Consider the following 17,367-nt stretch of genomic DNA (forward strand, 5'->3'; position numbering starts at 1 on the left):
CGCCGGGGAGATCATCAAGCGGCTGGGCAAACAACTCATAAAGACATTGAAGGCCGGGCACCACAGGTGCCCGGCCCTTTTCGTGTCCCAATCCGGGGTATTTCTTTCAGAACAGCGCTTCAGAGGGGGTGGAGGGAAGCCCCTGAATCTCTCCCACGGATGGAAGCGTCAGCTTGCCCATGTAGGTATTCAAGCCCTTGCGGAGGGCGGGGTCCAGCCGCATGGCCTCTTCGGGGCCGTGGTCGGCGATGGCCCGGATATAGGGCAGGGTGGCATTGGTGAGGGCAAAGGTGGAGGTGCGGGGGACAGCGCCGGGCATGTTGCTCACAGCGTAGTGAATGACCCCGTGCTTGACGTAGGTAGGGTCCTGGTGGGTGGTGGTGTGGTCGATGGTCTCCACGATGCCGCCCTGGTCCACGGCCACATCGATGATGACAGAGCCGGGCCGCATCTGCCGTACCATCTCCTCGGTAATGAGCCGGGGAGCGATGGCGCCGCCGGGAATGAGAACCGCGCCCACCACCAGATCGGCCCATTGGGTGGCTCTGGCGATGTTGTAGGGGTTGGAGGCCAAGGTGATAACACGGCCCTGGAAGAGGTCGTCCAGATAGGTGAGCCGCTCGATGGACACGTCCACCACCGTCACCTGAGCGCCCAGGCCCACGGCCATCTTCACAGCGTTGGTTCCCACGGTGCCGCCGCCGATGACCGCCACATGGGCGCTCTCCACACCGGGGACGCCGCCCAGCAGTACGCCCCGGCCGCCGGCGGTCTGCTCCAGCAGGCGGGCGCCCACCTGAATGGACATGCGTCCGGCCACCTCGCTCATAGGGGCCAAGAGAGGCAGGGAACCGTCGGCGAGCTGGACGGTCTCATAGGCAATGCCGGTCACCCGGCGTTCCAGCATGGCCCGGGTCAGCGCACGGTTGGGGGCCAGGTGAAGGTAGGTAAACAGCGTTTGTCCAGGGCGGAGCAAGGCATACTCCTCCTCTTGGGGCTCTTTGACCTTGACGATCATGTCGGCGATGCGGAAGATCTCCTCCGGGTCATCGCAGATCCGGGCTCCGGCGTCGATGTACTCCTCGTCAGTAAAGCCGCTGCCCAGACCGGCACTGCTCTGGAGCACCACTTGGTGGCCTGCCCGTACCAGGGCATCGGTGCCGGCGGGGGTGAGGGCGACACGGAACTCCTGGGGCTTGACTTCCATAGGGATACCAATCAGCATAGAGATTGCCTCCTTTCCTGCGTGCGGACGGTTTGACCAATACCATTATAATATAGATCGCAGCGGTGGGAAAGAGGGAAACGGCAGAGAGATTTGATATGTGTATAAATTTTAAAAAATCTGACTGCCCCCCTATGCAAAAGGGAAAAGTTATATTAAAATAGGTACGACTGAGTAAACTGCGCCGCGGCTCTGTCCGTGGGCTGTTGCGCCGTGCCGGAACTGATCCGGACGCGGCCCAGGAATATAAGGATACGGAAGGGGATATTCTCTATGCCTGAACCGCAGTATAAGCGCATCCTGCTGAAAGTCAGCGGTGAGGCCCTGGCTGGAGACGCCAGCCGTGGGCTGGATTTTGACGTCATCGGCAGAGTCTGCGACGTAATCAAAAAATGTAATGAAGCCGGTGTCCAGGTGGGCATCGTGGTGGGCGGCGGCAACTTCTGGCGCGGCGTGAAGGACGGCGGCGACCGGATGGAGCGCACCCGGGCCGACCACATGGGCATGCTGGCCACTGCCATCAACGCCCTGGCCATTGCCGACGTGCTGGAGCAGAAGGGCGTGGACGTCCGGGTCCAGACCGCCATCGAGATGCGCTCGGTGGCCGAGCCCTACATCCGCTCCAAGGCCATTCGCCATATGGAAAAGGGCCGGGTAGTCATCTTCGGCTGCGGCACCGGCAATCCGTTCTTCTCCACTGACACCGCGGCGGTGCTGCGTGCGGCGGAGATCGACGCCGACGCCATCCTGCTGGCCAAGAACATCGACGGCGTGTACAGCGCCGACCCCAGAAAGGACCCCACGGCGGTAAAGTACGACAGCATCAGCTACGATGATGTGTTGGCCCAGCACCTGGAGGTGATGGACTCCACCGCCACGTCCCTGTCCATGGATAACAAGATCCCCGTCATCCTCTTCGCCCTGAAGGACCCCGAGAACATCTACCGGGTGGTCATGGGCGAGAAGGTGGGCACCATCGTCAAGGAGGAGAAGTGAGATGAACGAGATCCTGAAGGAATACGATGCCAAGATGCAGAAGACCGTGGAGGTAGTGATCTCCGACTTCGCCAGCGTCCGGGCCGGTCGCGCCAACGCCGCCGTCCTGGATAAGATCACTGTGGATTACTACGGCAGCCCCACCCCCATCAACCAGGTGGCCGCCATTTCCTCTCCCGATCCCCGGAGCCTGCTCATCAAGCCCTGGGACGCCTCCATTCTGAAGGCCATCGAGAAGGCCATCCAGACCTCCGATCTGGGCATCAACCCCCAGAACGACGGCAGCTCCATTCGGCTGGGCTTCCCCCAGCTCACCGAGGAGCGCCGTAAGGAGCTCACCAAGCAGGTGAAGAAGTATGCCGAGAACGGCAAGGTGGCCATCCGGAACATCCGCCGGGACGCCATGGATAAGCTCAAGGCCAAGCAGAAGAAGTCCGAGATCACCGAGGACGACTGCAAGGAGTTCGAGAAGGAGCTTCAGGACTTGACCGACAAGCGCTGCAAGGAGCTGGATGACCTCTCCGCCAAGAAGGAGAAGGAGCTCATGGCGGTGTAACGCCCGAACCTTTTGGATATGATAGGTGCGGGGCGCTGTGCGCCCCGCACATCTTTACTGGCTCCCCGTCCCGTCCGCGGGGCGGGGAGTTGGCACGAGTATCGGATTTAGGAGGCTGACATGGCCTTTTTGAAACGCAGGCCCGCGGCGGCAGACCAGGTGGATTTTGACCACCTGCCCCGCCACGTGGCCATCATCATGGACGGCAACGGCCGTTGGGCCAAGAAGCGGGGGCTTCCCCGCACGGCGGGCCACGCTGCCGGCGCCGAGAATTTCCGCACCATTGCCACCTACTGCAAGGACATCGGCCTGGAGTATCTGACGGTGTATGCCTTCTCCACGGAGAACTGGAAGCGTCCGGTGGAGGAGGTCTCCGCCATCATGGGCCTTCTGAAGAAGTATTTGCTGGAGGCCATCAGCCGCATGGAGCGGGACCGGGTGAAGATGCGCTTTTTCGGCGATCTCTCCCCCCTGGACCCGGAGCTCCAGGCCCTGTGCCGGCGGACGGAGGAGATCTCCACCCACTATGAGGGCTGCCAGGTGAACATCTGCCTGAACTACGGCGGCCGGGACGAAGTACTGCGGGCGGCGAAGGCCTTCGCTGAGGACTGTGCCCGGGGCGACAAGAAGCCGGGGGACCTGACGGAGGAGGTCTTTGGCTCGTATCTCTTCTCCGCCGGTGTCCCAGACCCCGACCTGGTCATCCGGCCCAGTGGGGAGATCCGGATTTCCAACTTCCTGCTTTGGCAGTCGGCCTATGCCGAATTCTACTTTACCGACGTGCTCTGGCCTGATTTTACCAAGGAAGAGCTGAACAAGGCGCTGGCGGCCTATCAGGGGCGCTCCCGCCGGTTTGGAGGCGTGTGACCCATGGGTAAACGTATTCTGGTGGCGGTGGTGTGCATCCCGCTCATCTTTGTGATCTTTTTCCTGCTGCCGCCCATCTTCCTGCCCATCATGATCTCGGCCCTCTCCATGGTGGCCGTTCACGAGGTGCTCTGGTCCACGGGCTTTGTCAAGAACCCCAAGATTTCCGCCCTCTCCATCGCCCTGTCCGGCGTCATCCCCTTCTGGGTCTTTATCGGTGAGGGTATGCGCTCGGCCCTGGTGGGTATTTTCCTCTACTTCCTGCTCATCTTTGTGGTGGCTATCTCCAGCCACTACACCGTGACCCTGGAGAAAATGGGCGGGTCCTTCTTCTTCGCCATGCTCATCCCCTATTTTCTCTCCTCCTTTGTCCGGCTGGACCATCAGCCCTTGGGGGACTACCTCATCCTCATTCCCCTGGTGGCGGCTTTCACCAGCGACGCCTTCGCTCTCTTCGCTGGCATGGCTTTCGGCAAGCACAAGCTGGCCCCTGAGCTCTCCCCTAAAAAGACGGTGGAGGGGGCCGTGGGTGGCTTCGTGGGCTCCATCGTATGCTGCCTCATCTACGGGGTGGTGATGCAGTTCGGCTTCCAGCTCAAGGTGAGCTATGTGATCTTCGCCATCTATGGAGCTCTGGGCAGCCTGGTCTCCCAGATCGGCGACCTGTCCTTCTCCTATATTAAGCGGCAGTATGGCCTGAAGGATTTCGGCAATATCTTCCCCGGCCACGGCGGTGTGCTGGACCGGTTCGACAGCGTGATCTTCTGCGCGCCCCTCATTGAGATCCTGGTCCACTTCCTGCCCGCCATTCAGGGGGGCTGAGCCGTGAAAAAGAGAAGCATCTCTCTCCTGGGCTCCACCGGTTCCATCGGCCGGCAGACCCTGGATGTGGCCGCCGCCCTGGACCTGCCGGTCCGGGCCCTCACCGCCCACCGCAACGTGGCGTTGCTGGAGGAGCAGGCCCGGCGGTTCCGGCCGGAGTTGGCGGTGTGCGTGGATGAGGCGGCCGCCGCCGACCTGAAGATTCGGCTCTCCGACACCTCCGTCCGGGTTCGCTCCGGGGAGGAGGGGCTCCTGGAGGCCGCCGCCCTGCCCTCGGCGGACACGGTAGTCACAGCCGTGGTGGGCATCGCCGGGCTGCGGCCCACCATGGCAGCCATCCGGGCGGGCAAGCGCATCGCCCTGGCCAACAAGGAGACCATGGTGTGCGCCGGCGAGCTGGTTATGGCGGAGGCCCGGCGCTGGGGCGCCGAGATCGTCCCCGTGGATTCGGAGCACTCAGCCATCTTCCAGTGCCTTCAGGGCTGTAAGGACCGGGGGGAGGTCAAGCGCCTCATCCTCACCGCCTCCGGCGGGCCCTTCTTCGGCCGGAGCCGGGAGGAGCTGGAAGGTGTCACTCTGGAGCAGGCCCTCAAGCACCCCAACTGGGCCATGGGGGCCAAGATCACCGTGGACTCGGCCACCCTCATGAACAAGGGCCTGGAGTTCATCGAGGCCATGCGGCTCTATGAGCTGCCCCCCGAAAAAATTTCCATTGTGGTCCACCGGGAGAGTATAGTCCACTCCCTGGTGGAATACTGTGATAATGCGGTGCTGGCCCAGCTGGGGGCGGCGGATATGCGCCTGCCCATCCAGTACGCCCTCACCTGGCCGGAGCGCGCCCCAGGCCCGGCGGAGCCCCTGGACCTGCTGAAGTGTCCCAGCCTCACCTTCCAGGCGCCCGATCCCGAGGCCTTCCCCTGTCTGGCCCTGGCCCTGGAGGCCGCCCGCACCGGCGGCGCCGCCACGGCCATCCTCAACGGGGCCAACGAGGCGGCGGTGGGCCTCTTCCTGGACCGGCGCATCGGTTTCATGGACATTGCCCGGCAGGTGGCACTGGCCATGGAACGGGTCCCGGCGGTCCAGTCTCCAGATCTGGAGCAGATCTTCCAGGCCGATCAGGCAGCCCGCGCGGCCGTCATGGAAAACCAGTAAGGAGAACCATATGCTCTATATCCTCATCGCCATCGTTGTCTTTGGCATCCTCATCGCCCTCCACGAGTTCGGCCACTTCATCACCGCCAAGCTTCTGGGGGTGCGGGTCAACGAGTTCGCCATCGGCATGGGGCCCCTGCTGTGGTCCGCCACAAAGGGGGAGACCCAGTACTCCCTCCGGGCCATCCCCATCGGGGGCTTCTGCGCCATGGAGGGGGAGGACGAGGCCACCGACGACCCGGGAAGCTTTGCAAACAAGCCGGGCTGGAAGAAGTTCATCGTCCTTGTGGCCGGTTCGGCCATGAATTTCCTCACCGGTCTGGTGCTGCTCATCGTGGTCTACAGCCAGGCGGTGGGTTTCGTCACCCCGGTCATCGCCGGATTCATGGACGGCTTTCCCAATGAAGGGGCCGACGGCCTCATGGTGGGGGACCGCATCCTGTCGGTGAACGGGGAGCGGATCTACTCCAAAAACGACATCGACCTCTTTTTCTCCCGGGCCGGAGGAAAGCCTATGGACCTGGTGGTCCTGCGGGATGGAGAGAAGATCGTCCTGGACGACTTTCCTCTGATCCCCAGGGAGTACGACTATGAGGGCCAGACCAGGATGATGTACGGCCTCACCTTCGCTGTGGAGGAGGCCACCCCCCTGGTGCGCATCCAGCAGAGCTGGTACACCTCACTGGACATGGTGCGTATGGTCCGCCTGAGTCTGGTGGACCTCTTTACCGGCAAGGCGGGAGTGAAGGACATGTCCGGCGTCATCGGCATCATGGACGTCATGGGCCAGGCCGGAGAGGAGGGAGCCCAGGCGGCAGCGGAGAGCGGCGGGTCCCCCCTGGTGGGCGCCATCTTCAGCATCCTCAATCTGTCCGCCTTCATCGCCATCAACCTGGCGGTGATGAACCTGCTGCCCATCCCCGCCCTGGACGGCGGCCGGATTTTCTTCCTGGTGGTGAACTGGCTCTTTACCCTGGTGACCCGCCGGAAGCTGGACCCCAGATACGAGGGCTATGTCCACATGGCCGGCTTTATTTTCCTGCTGCTGCTGATGGTGGTGGTGGCCTTCAACGACGTGGTCCGAATTTTTACCTAGACATGTGCTTCAGCCGGCGGGTGGTATTCACCCGCCGGCCATACCTATATATAGGAGGCAGCGTACATGAGCAAACAGATCCTGGTGGGCGGTGTGCCCGTGGGCGGCGGCGCCCCGGTGACCGTCCAGTCCATGTGCAACACCCGCACCGACGACGTGGAGGCCACCGTGGCCCAGATCCTCCGGCTGGAGGAGGCGGGGTGCGAGATCATCCGGGTGGCGGTGCCCGACCTGGCGGCGGCAAAGGCGGTGGGCGCCATCAAGGAGCGCATCCACATCCCCCTGGTAGTGGACATCCACTTCGACTACAAGCTGGCTCTGGAGTCAGTGGCCGCCGGTGCCGACGCCGTGCGCATCAACCCGGGCAACATCGGCGATGCCGACCGGGTGAAGGCGGTGGCCCGGGCCTGCGCCGGGAAAAACATCCCCATCCGCATCGGCGTCAACGGCGGTTCCCTGGAAAAGGAGTTGCTGGCCAAGTACGGCGGTCCCACCTCCGAGGCCCTGGTGGAGTCGGCCTTCGGCCACATCAGGCTGCTTAACCGCTGGGACTTTGACGACATCTGCGTCTCCCTCAAGACCTCCAGCGTCCCCGGCACCATCGCCGCCTACCGGAAGATGGCCGCCGAGAGCGATTACCCCCTCCACGTGGGTCTCACCGAGGCGGGGACGCCCCGCATGGGTATTTTAAAGTCCGCCGTGGGCATCGGCGGCCTGCTGGCCCTGGGCATCGGCGACACCATCCGGGTGTCCCTCTCCGCCGACCCGGTGGAGGAGGTCTACGCCGCCCAGGACATTCTGCGGGTGGTGGGCCTCCGGAAGGATGCCCCCGAGCTCATCTCCTGTCCCACCTGCGGCCGGACCAGGATCGACCTCATCGGCCTGGCCAACGAGGTGGAGGAACGGCTGCGCGCGGTCCGTAAGCCCATCACCGTGGCCGTCATGGGCTGCGTGGTCAACGGACCCGGGGAGGCCCGGGAGGCCGACGTGGGCATCGCCGGCGGCGACGGCGTGGGCCTGCTCTTCCGCAAGGGAGAGATCGTGAAGAAAGTGCCACAGGAGGAGCTGGTGGACGAGCTCTTTCGCCTGATTGAGTCCCTTTGAACCTAAAAAACCCTCGGAGAAGGAGCCATAGCCGTCATGCCTGATAAAATCCCATTTTTCACCCTCTTTTCCGCCTGGAGCCCGTCGGCAGAGCTGAGACGCCCCATGGGGGAGACGTCGGTGTGCTCCGCCGTCATCGACAAGGGCAGCCGCAGCCTTCAGGCGGAGCTCACCGGCCCCCGGCCCGTCCCTGATGGGATGCTGGACCGGGTGTCGGCGGAGCTGGCGGCGGTCTACGGCCTGAGCAGCGCCCGTCTGAGCCTCACCGTGGAGGAACCCGCCCCGGTAGAGGGTCCGGCGGACGACCTGCCCCCCTGGGAGGAGGCGCCCCTGCCCACCGAAGCCGATATGCCCCCGGAGGAAGTGCCTATGCCCACGGAGGCCGACATGCCGCCGGAGGAGACCGCTCCTACCCCTGTGGAGGAGCCGCCCGTCGCGGAGGCTCCAGCATCCGCAGCGCCCGCCCCCTCCGCTCCGGCGGAGGAGGACCCCATGGAGGTCTTTCGCCGCACTGAGCGCATCCGCCAGGAGGCGCTGAAGCACATCAAGCCGGCGGTACCCAGTGAAAAGAAGAAGGAGAAGGGGGGCAGCAAGCTTCTCTTCGGGAAGATCACCAAAAAATTCGGCCACATCCCCATGAGCGACGTCACCCTGGACACCGAGATGGTGACCATCGAAGGCGATGTCTTTGCCACCGACCACGTGGAGATGAAAAAGCGGGGGGCGTGGATCGTCCGCTTCGACATCACCGACCAAACCAACTCTATCCGGGTGGCAAAATTCCTGGTGGGGGAGGAGGGCAAGGCCCTGGCGGGCGCCCTGAAGGAGGGGCAGCACCTCATCGTCCAGGGCCGGGTGAGCCCCTATCAGGGTGAGCTCCAGATCGAGCCCACCGGCATCGCCGAGGGAGAGCGCCCCCCCGAGCGCACCGACACCGCCCCGGGGAAGAAGCGGGTGGAGCTCCACTTACATACCAAGATGTCCTCCATGGACGCCACCACCGACATCAAGAAGGTGATCCAGCGGGCGGCGGCCTGGGGCCACCCCGCCATCGCCATCACCGACCACGGCGTCTGCCACGACTTCCCCACGGCCTACTCTACCGCCAAGAAGGCGGGTATCAAGATGCTCTTCGGCGTGGAGGCCTATTTTATCAACGACGTGGACGACATGCCTGCCGTCCGGGGCAACCTGGACGCCGATTTTCATGGGGAGTACGTCTGCTTCGACCTGGAGACCACCGGCCTGGACGCCCGCCATGACGTCATCACCGAGATCGGCGCCGTGGTCTACAAGGACGGTAAGGTCACCGACGAGGTCTTTTCCACCTTCGTGGACCCGGAGCGGCCCATCCCCTATGAGGTGACCCAGCTCACCGGCATCACCGACGACATGGTGAAGGGGGCCCCCAGCCAGGCCGAGGCCATCCGGCAGTTTCTGGACTTCGTGAATGGCCGGCCCTTGGCCGCCCACAACGCCGGCTTCGACGTGGGCTTCATCGCTGAGGGCTGCCGCCGCATGGGCATCCCCCTGGATGTGACGGCGGTGGACACCCTGCCCCTGGCCCAGGCCCTGCTGCCCCAGCTCTCCAAGCACAAGCTGGACATAGTGGCCGGCCACCTGGGACTCCCCGCCTTCAACCACCACCGGGCCACCGACGACGCCTCCACCGTGGCCTACATGCTGGTGCCCTTCTTCAAGCGGCTGGAGGAGGACCACGACATCCACTCCCTGGGCCCCATCAACCGCTGGGTGGCGGGGCAGAACCAGAAGCGCAAGGGCAAGCGCCGGGCCAAGCACCTCATTGTCCTGGCCCGGAATCAGACGGGGCTCCGCAACCTCTACAAGCTGGTGTCCAAGGCCCATTTGGAGCATTTCCAGCGCAAGCAGTACCCGGTGATGCCCAAGAGCCTCATCGACGAGAACCGGGAGGGCCTGCTGATGGGCTCCGCCTGCGAGGCCGGAGAGCTCTTCCAGGCGGTGGCCCGGCGGGCTTCCTGGGCCGAGCTCAAGCGCATCGCCTTCTGGTATGACTACCTGGAGATCCAGCCCATCAGCAACAACGCCTTCATGCTCCGCCCCGACAAGACCGGCCGCACCCTGGCCCGGGACGAGGAGGAACTCCGGGATTTCAACCGCACCATCGTGGAGTTGGGGCGTGAGATGGGCAAGCCGGTGGTGGCCACCGGCGACGTCCACTTCCTGGACCCGGAGGATGAGATCTACCGCCACATCCTCCTCAACACCAAGGGCTTTGAGGACGCCGATTCTCCCAATCCCCTCTACTTCCGCTCCACCGACGAGATGCTGAAGGAATTTTCCTACCTGGGGGAGGAAACGGCCAGGGAGGTGGTGGTGGACAATACCCACCTCATCGCCGCCTGGTGCGGGGACCTGAACCCCCTGCCCAACGGCCTCTTCGCCCCCAAGCTGGAGGACTCGGAGGGGGAGCTCAAGCGCCTGGTGTGGGGCAAGGCCAAGCGCCTCTACGGCGAGGAGCCGCCCCAGATCGTGGTGGACCGCATCGAGACCGAGCTCCACGACATCCTCATGCGCCACTACGACGTCATCTACATGTCGGCCCAGAAGCTGGTGCAGGACTCCCTGGACCACGGCTACCTGGTGGGCTCCCGTGGCTCGGTGGGCTCCTCCATCGTGGCCTTCATGTCGGGCATCACCGAGGTCAACGCCCTGCCCCCCCACTACCGCTGCCCCAACTGCAAGCACTCCGACTTTGAGACGGCCAAGACCCTGGGGGCGGGCTGCGGCGCCGATATGCCCGACGCCGTCTGCCCGGTGTGCGGCACCAAGTATGAAAAGGACGGTTTCAACATCCCCTTCGAGACCTTCCTGGGCTTCGGCGGCGACAAGGTCCCCGATATCGACCTCAACTTCTCCGGTGAGTATCAGTCCAACGCCCACAAGCACACCTTTGAGCTTTTTGGCGAGTCCCACGTGTTCCGAGCGGGCACCATCGGCACCGTGGCCGAAAAGACCGCCTTCGGCTACGTGAAAAAGTACATGGAGGAGCGGGGCAAGACAGCCACCCGGGCGGAGATGCTCCGGCTGGCCAAAGGGTGTACCGGGGTCAAGCGGACCACCGGCCAGCACCCCGGCGGCATGGTGGTCATCCCCCAGGACAAGGAGATCTATGACTTCTGCCCGGTCCAGCACCCCGCCGACGACACCGACACCGACATCATCACCACCCACTTTGAATATCACTCCATGGAGTCCAACCTCCTGAAGCTGGACATGCTGGGACACGATGATCCCTCCATGATCCGCATGATGGAGGACCTTACGGGGATGGACGCCAAGACCATCCCCCTGGACGACCCGGACACCCGGAGCATCTTCATCACCTCCAAGGTCCTGGGCTACGAGGACGACAAGATCCTGGGGCCCACCGGCGCCACCGCCATCCCGGAGTTCGGCACCTCCTTCGTCCGGGGCATGCTGGAGGAGACCAAGCCGGCGGAGTTCGACATCCTGGTGCGGCTGTCCGGCTTCTCCCACGGCACCGACGTGTGGCTGGGCAACGCCCGGGACCTGATCCTCTCCGGCACCGCCACCGTCGGCCAGGCCATCGGCTGCCGCGACGATATCATGATCTACCTCATCTCCTGCGGCATGAACGAGAAGCGGGCCTTCAAGATCATGGAGGCCGTCCGAAAGGGCCGCGGCCTCCCCGAGGGAGCCGAGGACGAGATGCGGGAGCACGGCGTCCCCGACTGGTACATCGGCTCCTGTAAGAAGATCGCCTATCTGTTCCCCAAGGCCCACGCCGTAGCCTATGTCATGATGGCCTTCCGCATCGCCTGGTTCAAGGTCCACCGGCCCTTGGCCTTCTACGCCGCCTACTTCTCCATCCGTGCCAAGGCCTTTGACGCCACCGTCATGTGCCAGGGTCTGGACCGGGCCAAGGCCAAGATGGACGAGATCCGGGCCAAGGACAAGGATGCCACCGCCGTGGAGCAGGACATGCTCACCACCCTGGAGGTGGTCTATGAGTTCTACATCCGGGGCTTTACCTTTGAGCCCATGAGCCTCTACCGGTCGGACGCGGTGCGCTTCCAGGTGGACGAGGAGAAGAAGGCCCTCATTCCGCCCTTTATGGCCATCCCCGGCCTGGGTGAGACGGCGGCCGTCTCCATCGTGGAGCAGCGCAAGGGGAAGGAGTATCTCTCCGTGGAGGAGTTCTCTTTTGACTGCCCCAAGGTGACCAAGGCCCATATCGAGCTGCTCAAGTCCTGCGGCGCCCTGTCCGGCATGCCGGATACCAGCCAGATGACCCTGTTTGACGGATTCTAGGCCTTGCTTGAAAATCGTCAACACGCCCGATCGGCGGGCCTTTTGCCCGTTGGACTGCCCAATTTTTCCTTGAAATCCGTCAGGATTCCCGCGAAAAATTGCTTGCCAGCAGCCAAGATCCCTCGCCGCTGGGCATATTGCCCATATTCAAACAAGGCCCAGTCCGCCTATGAAAGACTTTTCCCCTGTCCCTATACGGACAGGGAAAAGTTGTTGACTTTAGCGTAGTAACGTGGTACTATACGAAAGTAACTTTACAGGAAAGGGGGACCCCCCTTGTATACCATCAATACCCCCGAGGGGACCCGGGACCGGCTCTTTGCCGAGTGCCGGGAGCGGCGGCAGGTCCAGCGGGAGCTGACGGCGCTCTTTCAGCGGCGGGGCTACGCCGAGGTGAGCACGCCGGAGGTGGAGTTCTACGACCTCTTCCTCCAGTCGGGCAACCCCATGCCCCAGGAGAGCATGCTCAAGATCATTGACCGCTCCGGAAAGATCATGGTGATGCGGCCCGACTGCACCACCCCCATCGCCCGGGTGGCGGCCACCAAGCTGAAGGCTTTGCCCCTGCCCCAGCGGCTCTTTTACGACCAGACCGTCTTCCGCTCCGGCCAGGAGCACAAGGGCGGCAGCAGTGAGATCGCCCAGTGCGGCGTGGAGCTCATCGGCGCCGCCGACTGGCGGGCCGACCTGGAGATGGTGGCCCTGGCGGTGGACGCCCTGGGCGCCTGCGGCGTGCAGGATTACCACGTGGAGTTGGGCCATGTGGGCTTTTTCCGGGACCTGGCCAGCCGGGTGGATATGCCCGCCGCTGTCATCGAGCAGATGCGGGTGCTCATCGAGGGGAAGAACTTCGCTGCCCTCAATGACCTGCTGGAACCCTACGCCGGACAGGGAGCCTGTAAGGCCCTGCGGCGGCTCTCCCGTCTCTTCGGCGGGGCGGAGGTGCTGGATGAGGCCGAGGAGCTGGCCGGGGGCAGCGCCGTGCTGGTCTACCTGCGGCAGCTCTACAACGCCCTCTGTAAGGCGGGCTACGGCGACCACATCCGCTTTGATCTGGGCATGGTCCACCAGATCGATTACTATACCGGCGTGGTCTTCCGGGGCTACGTGGAGGGGGCGGGGGACGCCGTCCTCTCCGGCGGCCGGTACGACAACCTGGTGGAGGCCTTCGGCCGGGCGGCCCCCGCCACCGGCTTTGCCGTGGACGTGGACGCGGTGGCCGGGTGCCTCCCCGAGGCGCCGGCGGCGCGGCTGGAGACCTTGGTCCACTACGGCGCCGACGACCTGGGCCGGGCCCTGGCGGCGGTGGATGCCGCAGCGCCGGGGACGGTGGAGCTCTCTCCCCGGGGCGATCTGGAAGAGACCATCGCCCTGGCGAAGGAGAAGGGGGCAAAGGCCGTGCTGGTACTGGAGAACGGGACCGAGAGGAGGGTGGAGCTATGAGCGAGCCTTTGCGGATCGCCCTCACCAAGGGGCGGCTTCAGGACAAGTCGGTGGAGCTCTTCGAGGCCATGGGCCTGGACTGCACCCCCATCAAAAACCCGGGCCGGCGGCTGGTGCATACCATTCCCAACTACCCTCTGGAGGCGGTGCTGGCCAAGGCCCCCGACGTCATCACCTATGTGGAACACGGGGTGTGCGACCTGGGCATCGTGGGCAAGGACACCATCCTGGAGCAGGGGAAGTCCTTCTATGAGGTGTTGGACCTGGGGTTCGGCAAGTGCCGCTTCGCCCTGGCGGTGAAGGAGGGCACCGACTTCTACGGCACCTACAAGACCCGGCGTATCGCAAGCAAGTACCCCAACGTGGCCCGTGCCTTCTTTGCCAGGAAGGGCATGGACGTGGACATCATCAAGATCGAGGGCTCTGTGGAGCTGGCGCCCATTCTGGACCTGGCCGACGCCATCGTGGACATCGTGGAGACGGGGTCCACCCTGAAGGCCAACGGACTGGTGCCCATCGAGGATGTGGCCCAGGTGAGCGCCCGGCTCATTGTCAACACCGCCAGCATGAAGCTCCACAAGGAAGCCATCGACGACTTTATCAGCCGCTGCGAGCGGGAATTGGAGAGACGGTCATGATCGAGATCATCAAAGCCGACGGGCAGGCGGAACAGGCCCGGATCGCCGCCATGCGGGCGAGAGCCGCCCAGGTGGGGGCCGACATCCAGAAGGCGGTGTCCGCCGTCATGGCGGACGTGAAGGCCCGGGGCTATGAGGCCGTGAAGGAGTACTCCCTCAGGTTCGACCACAAGGAGCCCTACGAGCTTACCCAGGCGGAGCTGGAGGCGGCCTATGACCGCTGCCCCAAAGCGCTCATCGCCGCCCTGGAGCGGGCGGCGGCCAACATCCGGGATTATAACGAAAAGCTGCTGGTGAAGAGCCAGGAGTGGACCTCCCCCGACGGCGGCGTCGTGGGCCGGGTGGTCCGGGGCCTGAGCCGGGTGGGCATCTATGTGCCCGGCGGCACGGCGGCCTACCCCAGCAGCGTCCTCATGAACGCCGTCCCCGCCAAGGTGGCGGGGGTGGGGGAGATCGTCATGGTGACGCCCCCCACCGAGAACCTCAGCGACGCCGTCCTGGCCGCCGCGAAGATCGCCGGTGTGGACCGCTGCATTGCCGTGGGCGGCGCCCAGGCGGTGGCCGCCCTCACCTACGGGGCGGGTTTCATCCCCAAGGTGGACAAGCTGGTGGGGCCGGGCAACGCCTTCGTGGCCACCGCCAAGCGCATGGCCTACGGCGAGCTGGACATCGATATGGTGGCAGGGCCCTCCGAGGTCCTGGTCATCGCCGACGGCGGTGCCCAGGCCAAATTCGTGGCCGCCGACCTCCTGAGCCAGGCCGAGCACGACAAACTGGCCTCCGCCGTGCTGCTCACCGACTCCATGGAACTGGCCCAAGCGGTGGACGCCGAGATTGTCCGTCAGACCGGCTACCTCAGCCGCTCCGAGATCATGGAGTGCTCTCTCCGGGACTTCGGCTGCGCCATCGTCTGCAAGGATCTGGACGACTGCGCCGCCCTGGCCAACGAGATCGCCCCGGAGCACCTGGAGATCGTCACCAACCACCCCCGGGCCCTGCTGCCCAAGATCAAAAACGCCGGAGCCGTCTTCCTGGGGAGCTGGTCCCCGGAGCCTCTGGGGGACTACCTGGCCGGACCCGACCACGTGCTGCCCACCAGCGGCACCGCCCGGTTCTTCTCCCCACTGAGCGTGGACAGCTTCCTCAAGACTATGAGCGTCATTCAGTATGATGAAAAGAGCCTGGCCCCCATCAAGGACCAGATCATCGCCCTGGCCGAGGCGGAGAAGCTCACCGCCCACGCCAATTCCATCCGGGTGCGGTTTGAAGAGGAGGGAGTCTGATGGAAGTGCCTGTGTACCGGGAAGGGGAGAGGCCCCTCCGGGCCTATACCATCCAGCGAAAGACCAAGGAGACCGACATCCAGCTCTCCCTGTCTCTGGAGGGCGGGGAGGTGTCGGTGTCCACCGGCATCGGCTTTTTCGACCACATGCTCACCGCCTTCGCCTTTTACGGCGGCTTGGGGCTGAAGCTGGAGGTGAAAGGGGACCTGGAGGTGGACGGCCACCACACCGTGGAGGATGTGGGCATCGTACTGGGCCAGGCCATGAGCCGGGCCCTGGGGGATCGGAAGGGCATCCGCCGCTTTGCCTCCGCCTACATCCCCATGGACGAGGCTCTGTGTCTCACCGCCCTGGACTTCTCCAACCGTCCCTTCCTGGTCTTTGACGCCGACATGCCCCAGCCCATGATCGGGTGCTATGATTCCTGCCTCACTGAGGAGTTCATGCGGGCCTTCGCGGTGAACAGCGGCCTGACCCTGCACATGAAGTGTCTTTATGGAAAAAACGCCCACCATATCACAGAGGCCCTCTTCAAGTCCCTGGGGGTGGCGGTGAAGGAGGCCGTGGCCATCACCGGCACCGGTGTCACCTCCACAAAGGGGGTGCTCTGATGGGCTATACTGCCATCGTGGACTACGGCGTGGGCAACCTGAAGAGCGTCACCAACGCCATGGCCTATCTGGGCCTGGAGAGCAAGGTCACCGGCGACGCCGGGGAGCTGGAAATGGCCGACGCCATCATCCTGCCCGGCGTGGGGGCCTTCCCCGACGCGGCGGAGAAGCTGAGGGGGACGGGGCTGGACAAGACCATCGTGGCCCAGTCAGCCAAAAAGCCCATTCTGGGCATCTGCCTGGGAATGCAGCTCCTCTTTGAACTGGGAGAGGAGGTACGGCCCTGCGCCGGCCTGGGTCTGGTGGGCGGCAGCATAAAGAAGATCGAGACCGCCTACAAGCTGCCCCATATCGGCTGGAACAGCCTGACCTTCCCCAATCCTTCCCCCCTCTTTACCGGGGTGGAGGAGGGGAGCTATGTCTACTTCGTCCACTCCTTCTGCGCCGTGGCCTCCGACCCCGCCGATGTCATCGCCCGGACCGACTACGGCGTGCCCGTGACCGCCGCCGTGGGGAAGGGAAACGTGTACGGCTGCCAGTTCCACCCGGAGAAGAGCGGCGAGGTGGGCTTGCAGATCCTGAAGAATTTTGGAGGGCTGAACCGATGATCCTGCTGCCTGCCATCGACATGAAGGACGGCCGCTGCGTCCGTCTGAAAAAAGGGGATTTTGACACGGTCCACCAGGTGGCGAGCAGCGCCCTGGAGACCGCCCGCCGCTTTGCCGACGCCGGCGCCGCCTGGGTTCACATGGTGGACCTGGACGGGGCCCGGGACGGCACCCGGAAGAATTTCCCCTTCATCTATGAGGTCATCCAGCAGTCCGGTTTGAAGGTGGAGCTGGGTGGCGGTATCAAGACCGTCCCCGACCTCATCACCGTGGTGGAGTCCGGCGTGGCCCGGGCCGTCATCGGCTCCGCCGCCGTCGCCCACCCGGAGGTGGTCACCTACGCCCTGGACCAGTGGGGTCCCGACCGGGTGGCGGTGGGCATCGACTGCCTGAACGGCAAGGTCCGCACCGCCGGCTGGGAGGAGGACGCCGGCCTGGACGCCGTGGACTTTGCCAAGCAGATGGAGGCGCTGGGGGTGCAGACCATCGTCTACACCGACATTGCCACCGACGGTATGCTCTCCGGCCCCTCCTATGACCAGCTTATCGCCCTTCAGAAGGCGGTGAGCTGCCGCATCGTGGCCTCCGGCGGAGTCACCACCCTGGATGACATCAAGCGCCTGCGGGACATGGGGCTCTATGCCGCCATCAT

At 64.3% G+C, this 17,367-nt stretch carries 15 protein-coding genes; 14 read left to right on the forward strand and 1 reads right to left on the reverse strand.

Features of this window, described 5'->3' with window-relative positions:
• Positions 1-106 precede the first annotated feature (106 nt).
• Complete coding sequence (gene ald, locus Q0K15_RS07375) at positions 107-1,225, reverse strand: alanine dehydrogenase (RefSeq protein ID WP_294514675.1); 1,119 nt, start codon at positions 1,223-1,225, stop codon at positions 107-109.
• A 273-nt stretch (positions 1,226-1,498) separates the two neighbouring features.
• Between ald and pyrH the strand changes: the two genes are divergently transcribed.
• The 14 genes from pyrH to Q0K15_RS07445 form a co-directional block, all read left to right on the forward strand.
• Entirely contained in the window at positions 1,499-2,221 is a 723-nt protein-coding gene (gene pyrH / locus Q0K15_RS07380) for a UMP kinase (RefSeq protein ID WP_227604578.1), read from the forward strand.
• A gap of 1 nt (position 2,222) precedes the next feature.
• Positions 2,223-2,777: a ribosome recycling factor gene (gene frr / locus Q0K15_RS07385; RefSeq protein WP_294514680.1), complete on the forward strand. Its 555-nt coding sequence runs from the start codon at positions 2,223-2,225 to the stop codon at positions 2,775-2,777.
• Positions 2,778-2,897: 120 nt separating this feature from the next.
• The gene (locus Q0K15_RS07390; protein ID WP_294514683.1) at positions 2,898-3,644 is read left to right on the forward strand and encodes an isoprenyl transferase; all 747 of its coding nucleotides are present in this window, start codon (positions 2,898-2,900) and stop codon (positions 3,642-3,644) included.
• 3 nt (positions 3,645-3,647) lie between these two features.
• Positions 3,648-4,466: a phosphatidate cytidylyltransferase gene (locus tag Q0K15_RS07395; RefSeq protein WP_294514686.1), complete on the forward strand. Its 819-nt coding sequence runs from the start codon at positions 3,648-3,650 to the stop codon at positions 4,464-4,466.
• Between the two features lie 3 nt (positions 4,467-4,469).
• Positions 4,470-5,618 (forward strand): 1-deoxy-D-xylulose-5-phosphate reductoisomerase, encoded by a 1,149-nt coding sequence (locus Q0K15_RS07400; protein ID WP_294514689.1) that lies wholly within the window; start codon positions 4,470-4,472, stop codon positions 5,616-5,618.
• A gap of 10 nt (positions 5,619-5,628) precedes the next feature.
• Positions 5,629-6,714 carry a M50 family metallopeptidase gene (locus Q0K15_RS07405; protein WP_294514692.1) on the forward strand — a complete coding sequence of 362 codons (1,086 nt, stop codon included), beginning with the start codon at positions 5,629-5,631 and terminating at the stop codon, positions 6,712-6,714.
• Positions 6,715-6,780: 66 nt separating this feature from the next.
• Positions 6,781-7,818: a flavodoxin-dependent (E)-4-hydroxy-3-methylbut-2-enyl-diphosphate synthase gene (gene ispG / locus Q0K15_RS07410; protein ID WP_294514695.1), complete on the forward strand. Its 1,038-nt coding sequence runs from the start codon at positions 6,781-6,783 to the stop codon at positions 7,816-7,818.
• 36 nt (positions 7,819-7,854) lie between these two features.
• Positions 7,855-12,132 carry a PolC-type DNA polymerase III gene (locus tag Q0K15_RS07415; protein WP_294514699.1) on the forward strand — a complete coding sequence of 1,426 codons (4,278 nt, stop codon included), beginning with the start codon at positions 7,855-7,857 and terminating at the stop codon, positions 12,130-12,132.
• 276 nt (positions 12,133-12,408) lie between these two features.
• Entirely contained in the window at positions 12,409-13,575 is a 1,167-nt protein-coding gene (gene hisZ / locus Q0K15_RS07420) for an ATP phosphoribosyltransferase regulatory subunit (protein ID WP_294514702.1), read from the forward strand.
• A complete protein-coding gene (gene hisG, locus Q0K15_RS07425; protein ID WP_294514705.1) occupies positions 13,572-14,213 on the forward strand; it encodes an ATP phosphoribosyltransferase in 642 nt (213 codons plus the stop codon). Before hisZ ends, hisG begins: the two co-directional genes overlap by 4 nt.
• The gene (gene hisD / locus Q0K15_RS07430; RefSeq protein ID WP_294514709.1) at positions 14,210-15,496 is read left to right on the forward strand and encodes a histidinol dehydrogenase; all 1,287 of its coding nucleotides are present in this window, start codon (positions 14,210-14,212) and stop codon (positions 15,494-15,496) included. The genes hisG and hisD overlap by 4 nt, the downstream gene beginning before the upstream one ends.
• On the forward strand, positions 15,496-16,107 hold the full coding sequence (hisB, locus tag Q0K15_RS07435; RefSeq protein ID WP_294514712.1) for an imidazoleglycerol-phosphate dehydratase HisB: 612 nt from the start codon (positions 15,496-15,498) through the stop codon (positions 16,105-16,107). Before hisD ends, hisB begins: the two co-directional genes overlap by 1 nt.
• Complete coding sequence (hisH, locus tag Q0K15_RS07440) at positions 16,107-16,715, forward strand: imidazole glycerol phosphate synthase subunit HisH (RefSeq protein WP_294514715.1); 609 nt, start codon at positions 16,107-16,109, stop codon at positions 16,713-16,715. Before hisB ends, hisH begins: the two co-directional genes overlap by 1 nt.
• The coding region (locus Q0K15_RS07445; RefSeq protein ID WP_294514718.1) for a HisA/HisF-related TIM barrel protein at positions 16,712-17,367 on the forward strand (656 nt) is incomplete at its 3' end. The genes hisH and Q0K15_RS07445, both read left to right, overlap by 4 nt.

It is taken from the genome of uncultured Intestinimonas sp., assembly GCF_944387245.1.
In the GTDB taxonomy this organism is placed as follows: domain Bacteria; phylum Bacillota; class Clostridia; order Oscillospirales; family Oscillospiraceae; genus Intestinimonas.

Bases quoted from the DNA above. Each gene is read 5' to 3' on its own strand.
- hisB (WP_294514712.1), top strand. From the start codon at position 15,496: ATGGAAGTGCCTGTGTACCGGGAAGGGGAGAGGCCCCTCCGGGCCTAT.
- ald (WP_294514675.1), bottom strand. From the start codon at position 1,225: ATGCTGATTGGTATCCCTATGGAAGTCAAGCCCCAGGAGTTCCGTGTC.
- frr (WP_294514680.1), top strand. From the start codon at position 2,223: ATGAACGAGATCCTGAAGGAATACGATGCCAAGATGCAGAAGACCGTG.
- Q0K15_RS07415 (WP_294514699.1), top strand. From the start codon at position 7,855: ATGCCTGATAAAATCCCATTTTTCACCCTCTTTTCCGCCTGGAGCCCG.
- pyrH (WP_227604578.1), top strand. From the start codon at position 1,499: ATGCCTGAACCGCAGTATAAGCGCATCCTGCTGAAAGTCAGCGGTGAG.
- hisD (WP_294514709.1), top strand. From the start codon at position 14,210: ATGATCGAGATCATCAAAGCCGACGGGCAGGCGGAACAGGCCCGGATC.
- Q0K15_RS07405 (WP_294514692.1), top strand. From the start codon at position 5,629: ATGCTCTATATCCTCATCGCCATCGTTGTCTTTGGCATCCTCATCGCC.
- ispG (WP_294514695.1), top strand. From the start codon at position 6,781: ATGAGCAAACAGATCCTGGTGGGCGGTGTGCCCGTGGGCGGCGGCGCC.
- hisG (WP_294514705.1), top strand. From the start codon at position 13,572: ATGAGCGAGCCTTTGCGGATCGCCCTCACCAAGGGGCGGCTTCAGGAC.
- Q0K15_RS07390 (WP_294514683.1), top strand. From the start codon at position 2,898: ATGGCCTTTTTGAAACGCAGGCCCGCGGCGGCAGACCAGGTGGATTTT.
- hisH (WP_294514715.1), top strand. From the start codon at position 16,107: ATGGGCTATACTGCCATCGTGGACTACGGCGTGGGCAACCTGAAGAGC.
- Q0K15_RS07395 (WP_294514686.1), top strand. From the start codon at position 3,648: ATGGGTAAACGTATTCTGGTGGCGGTGGTGTGCATCCCGCTCATCTTT.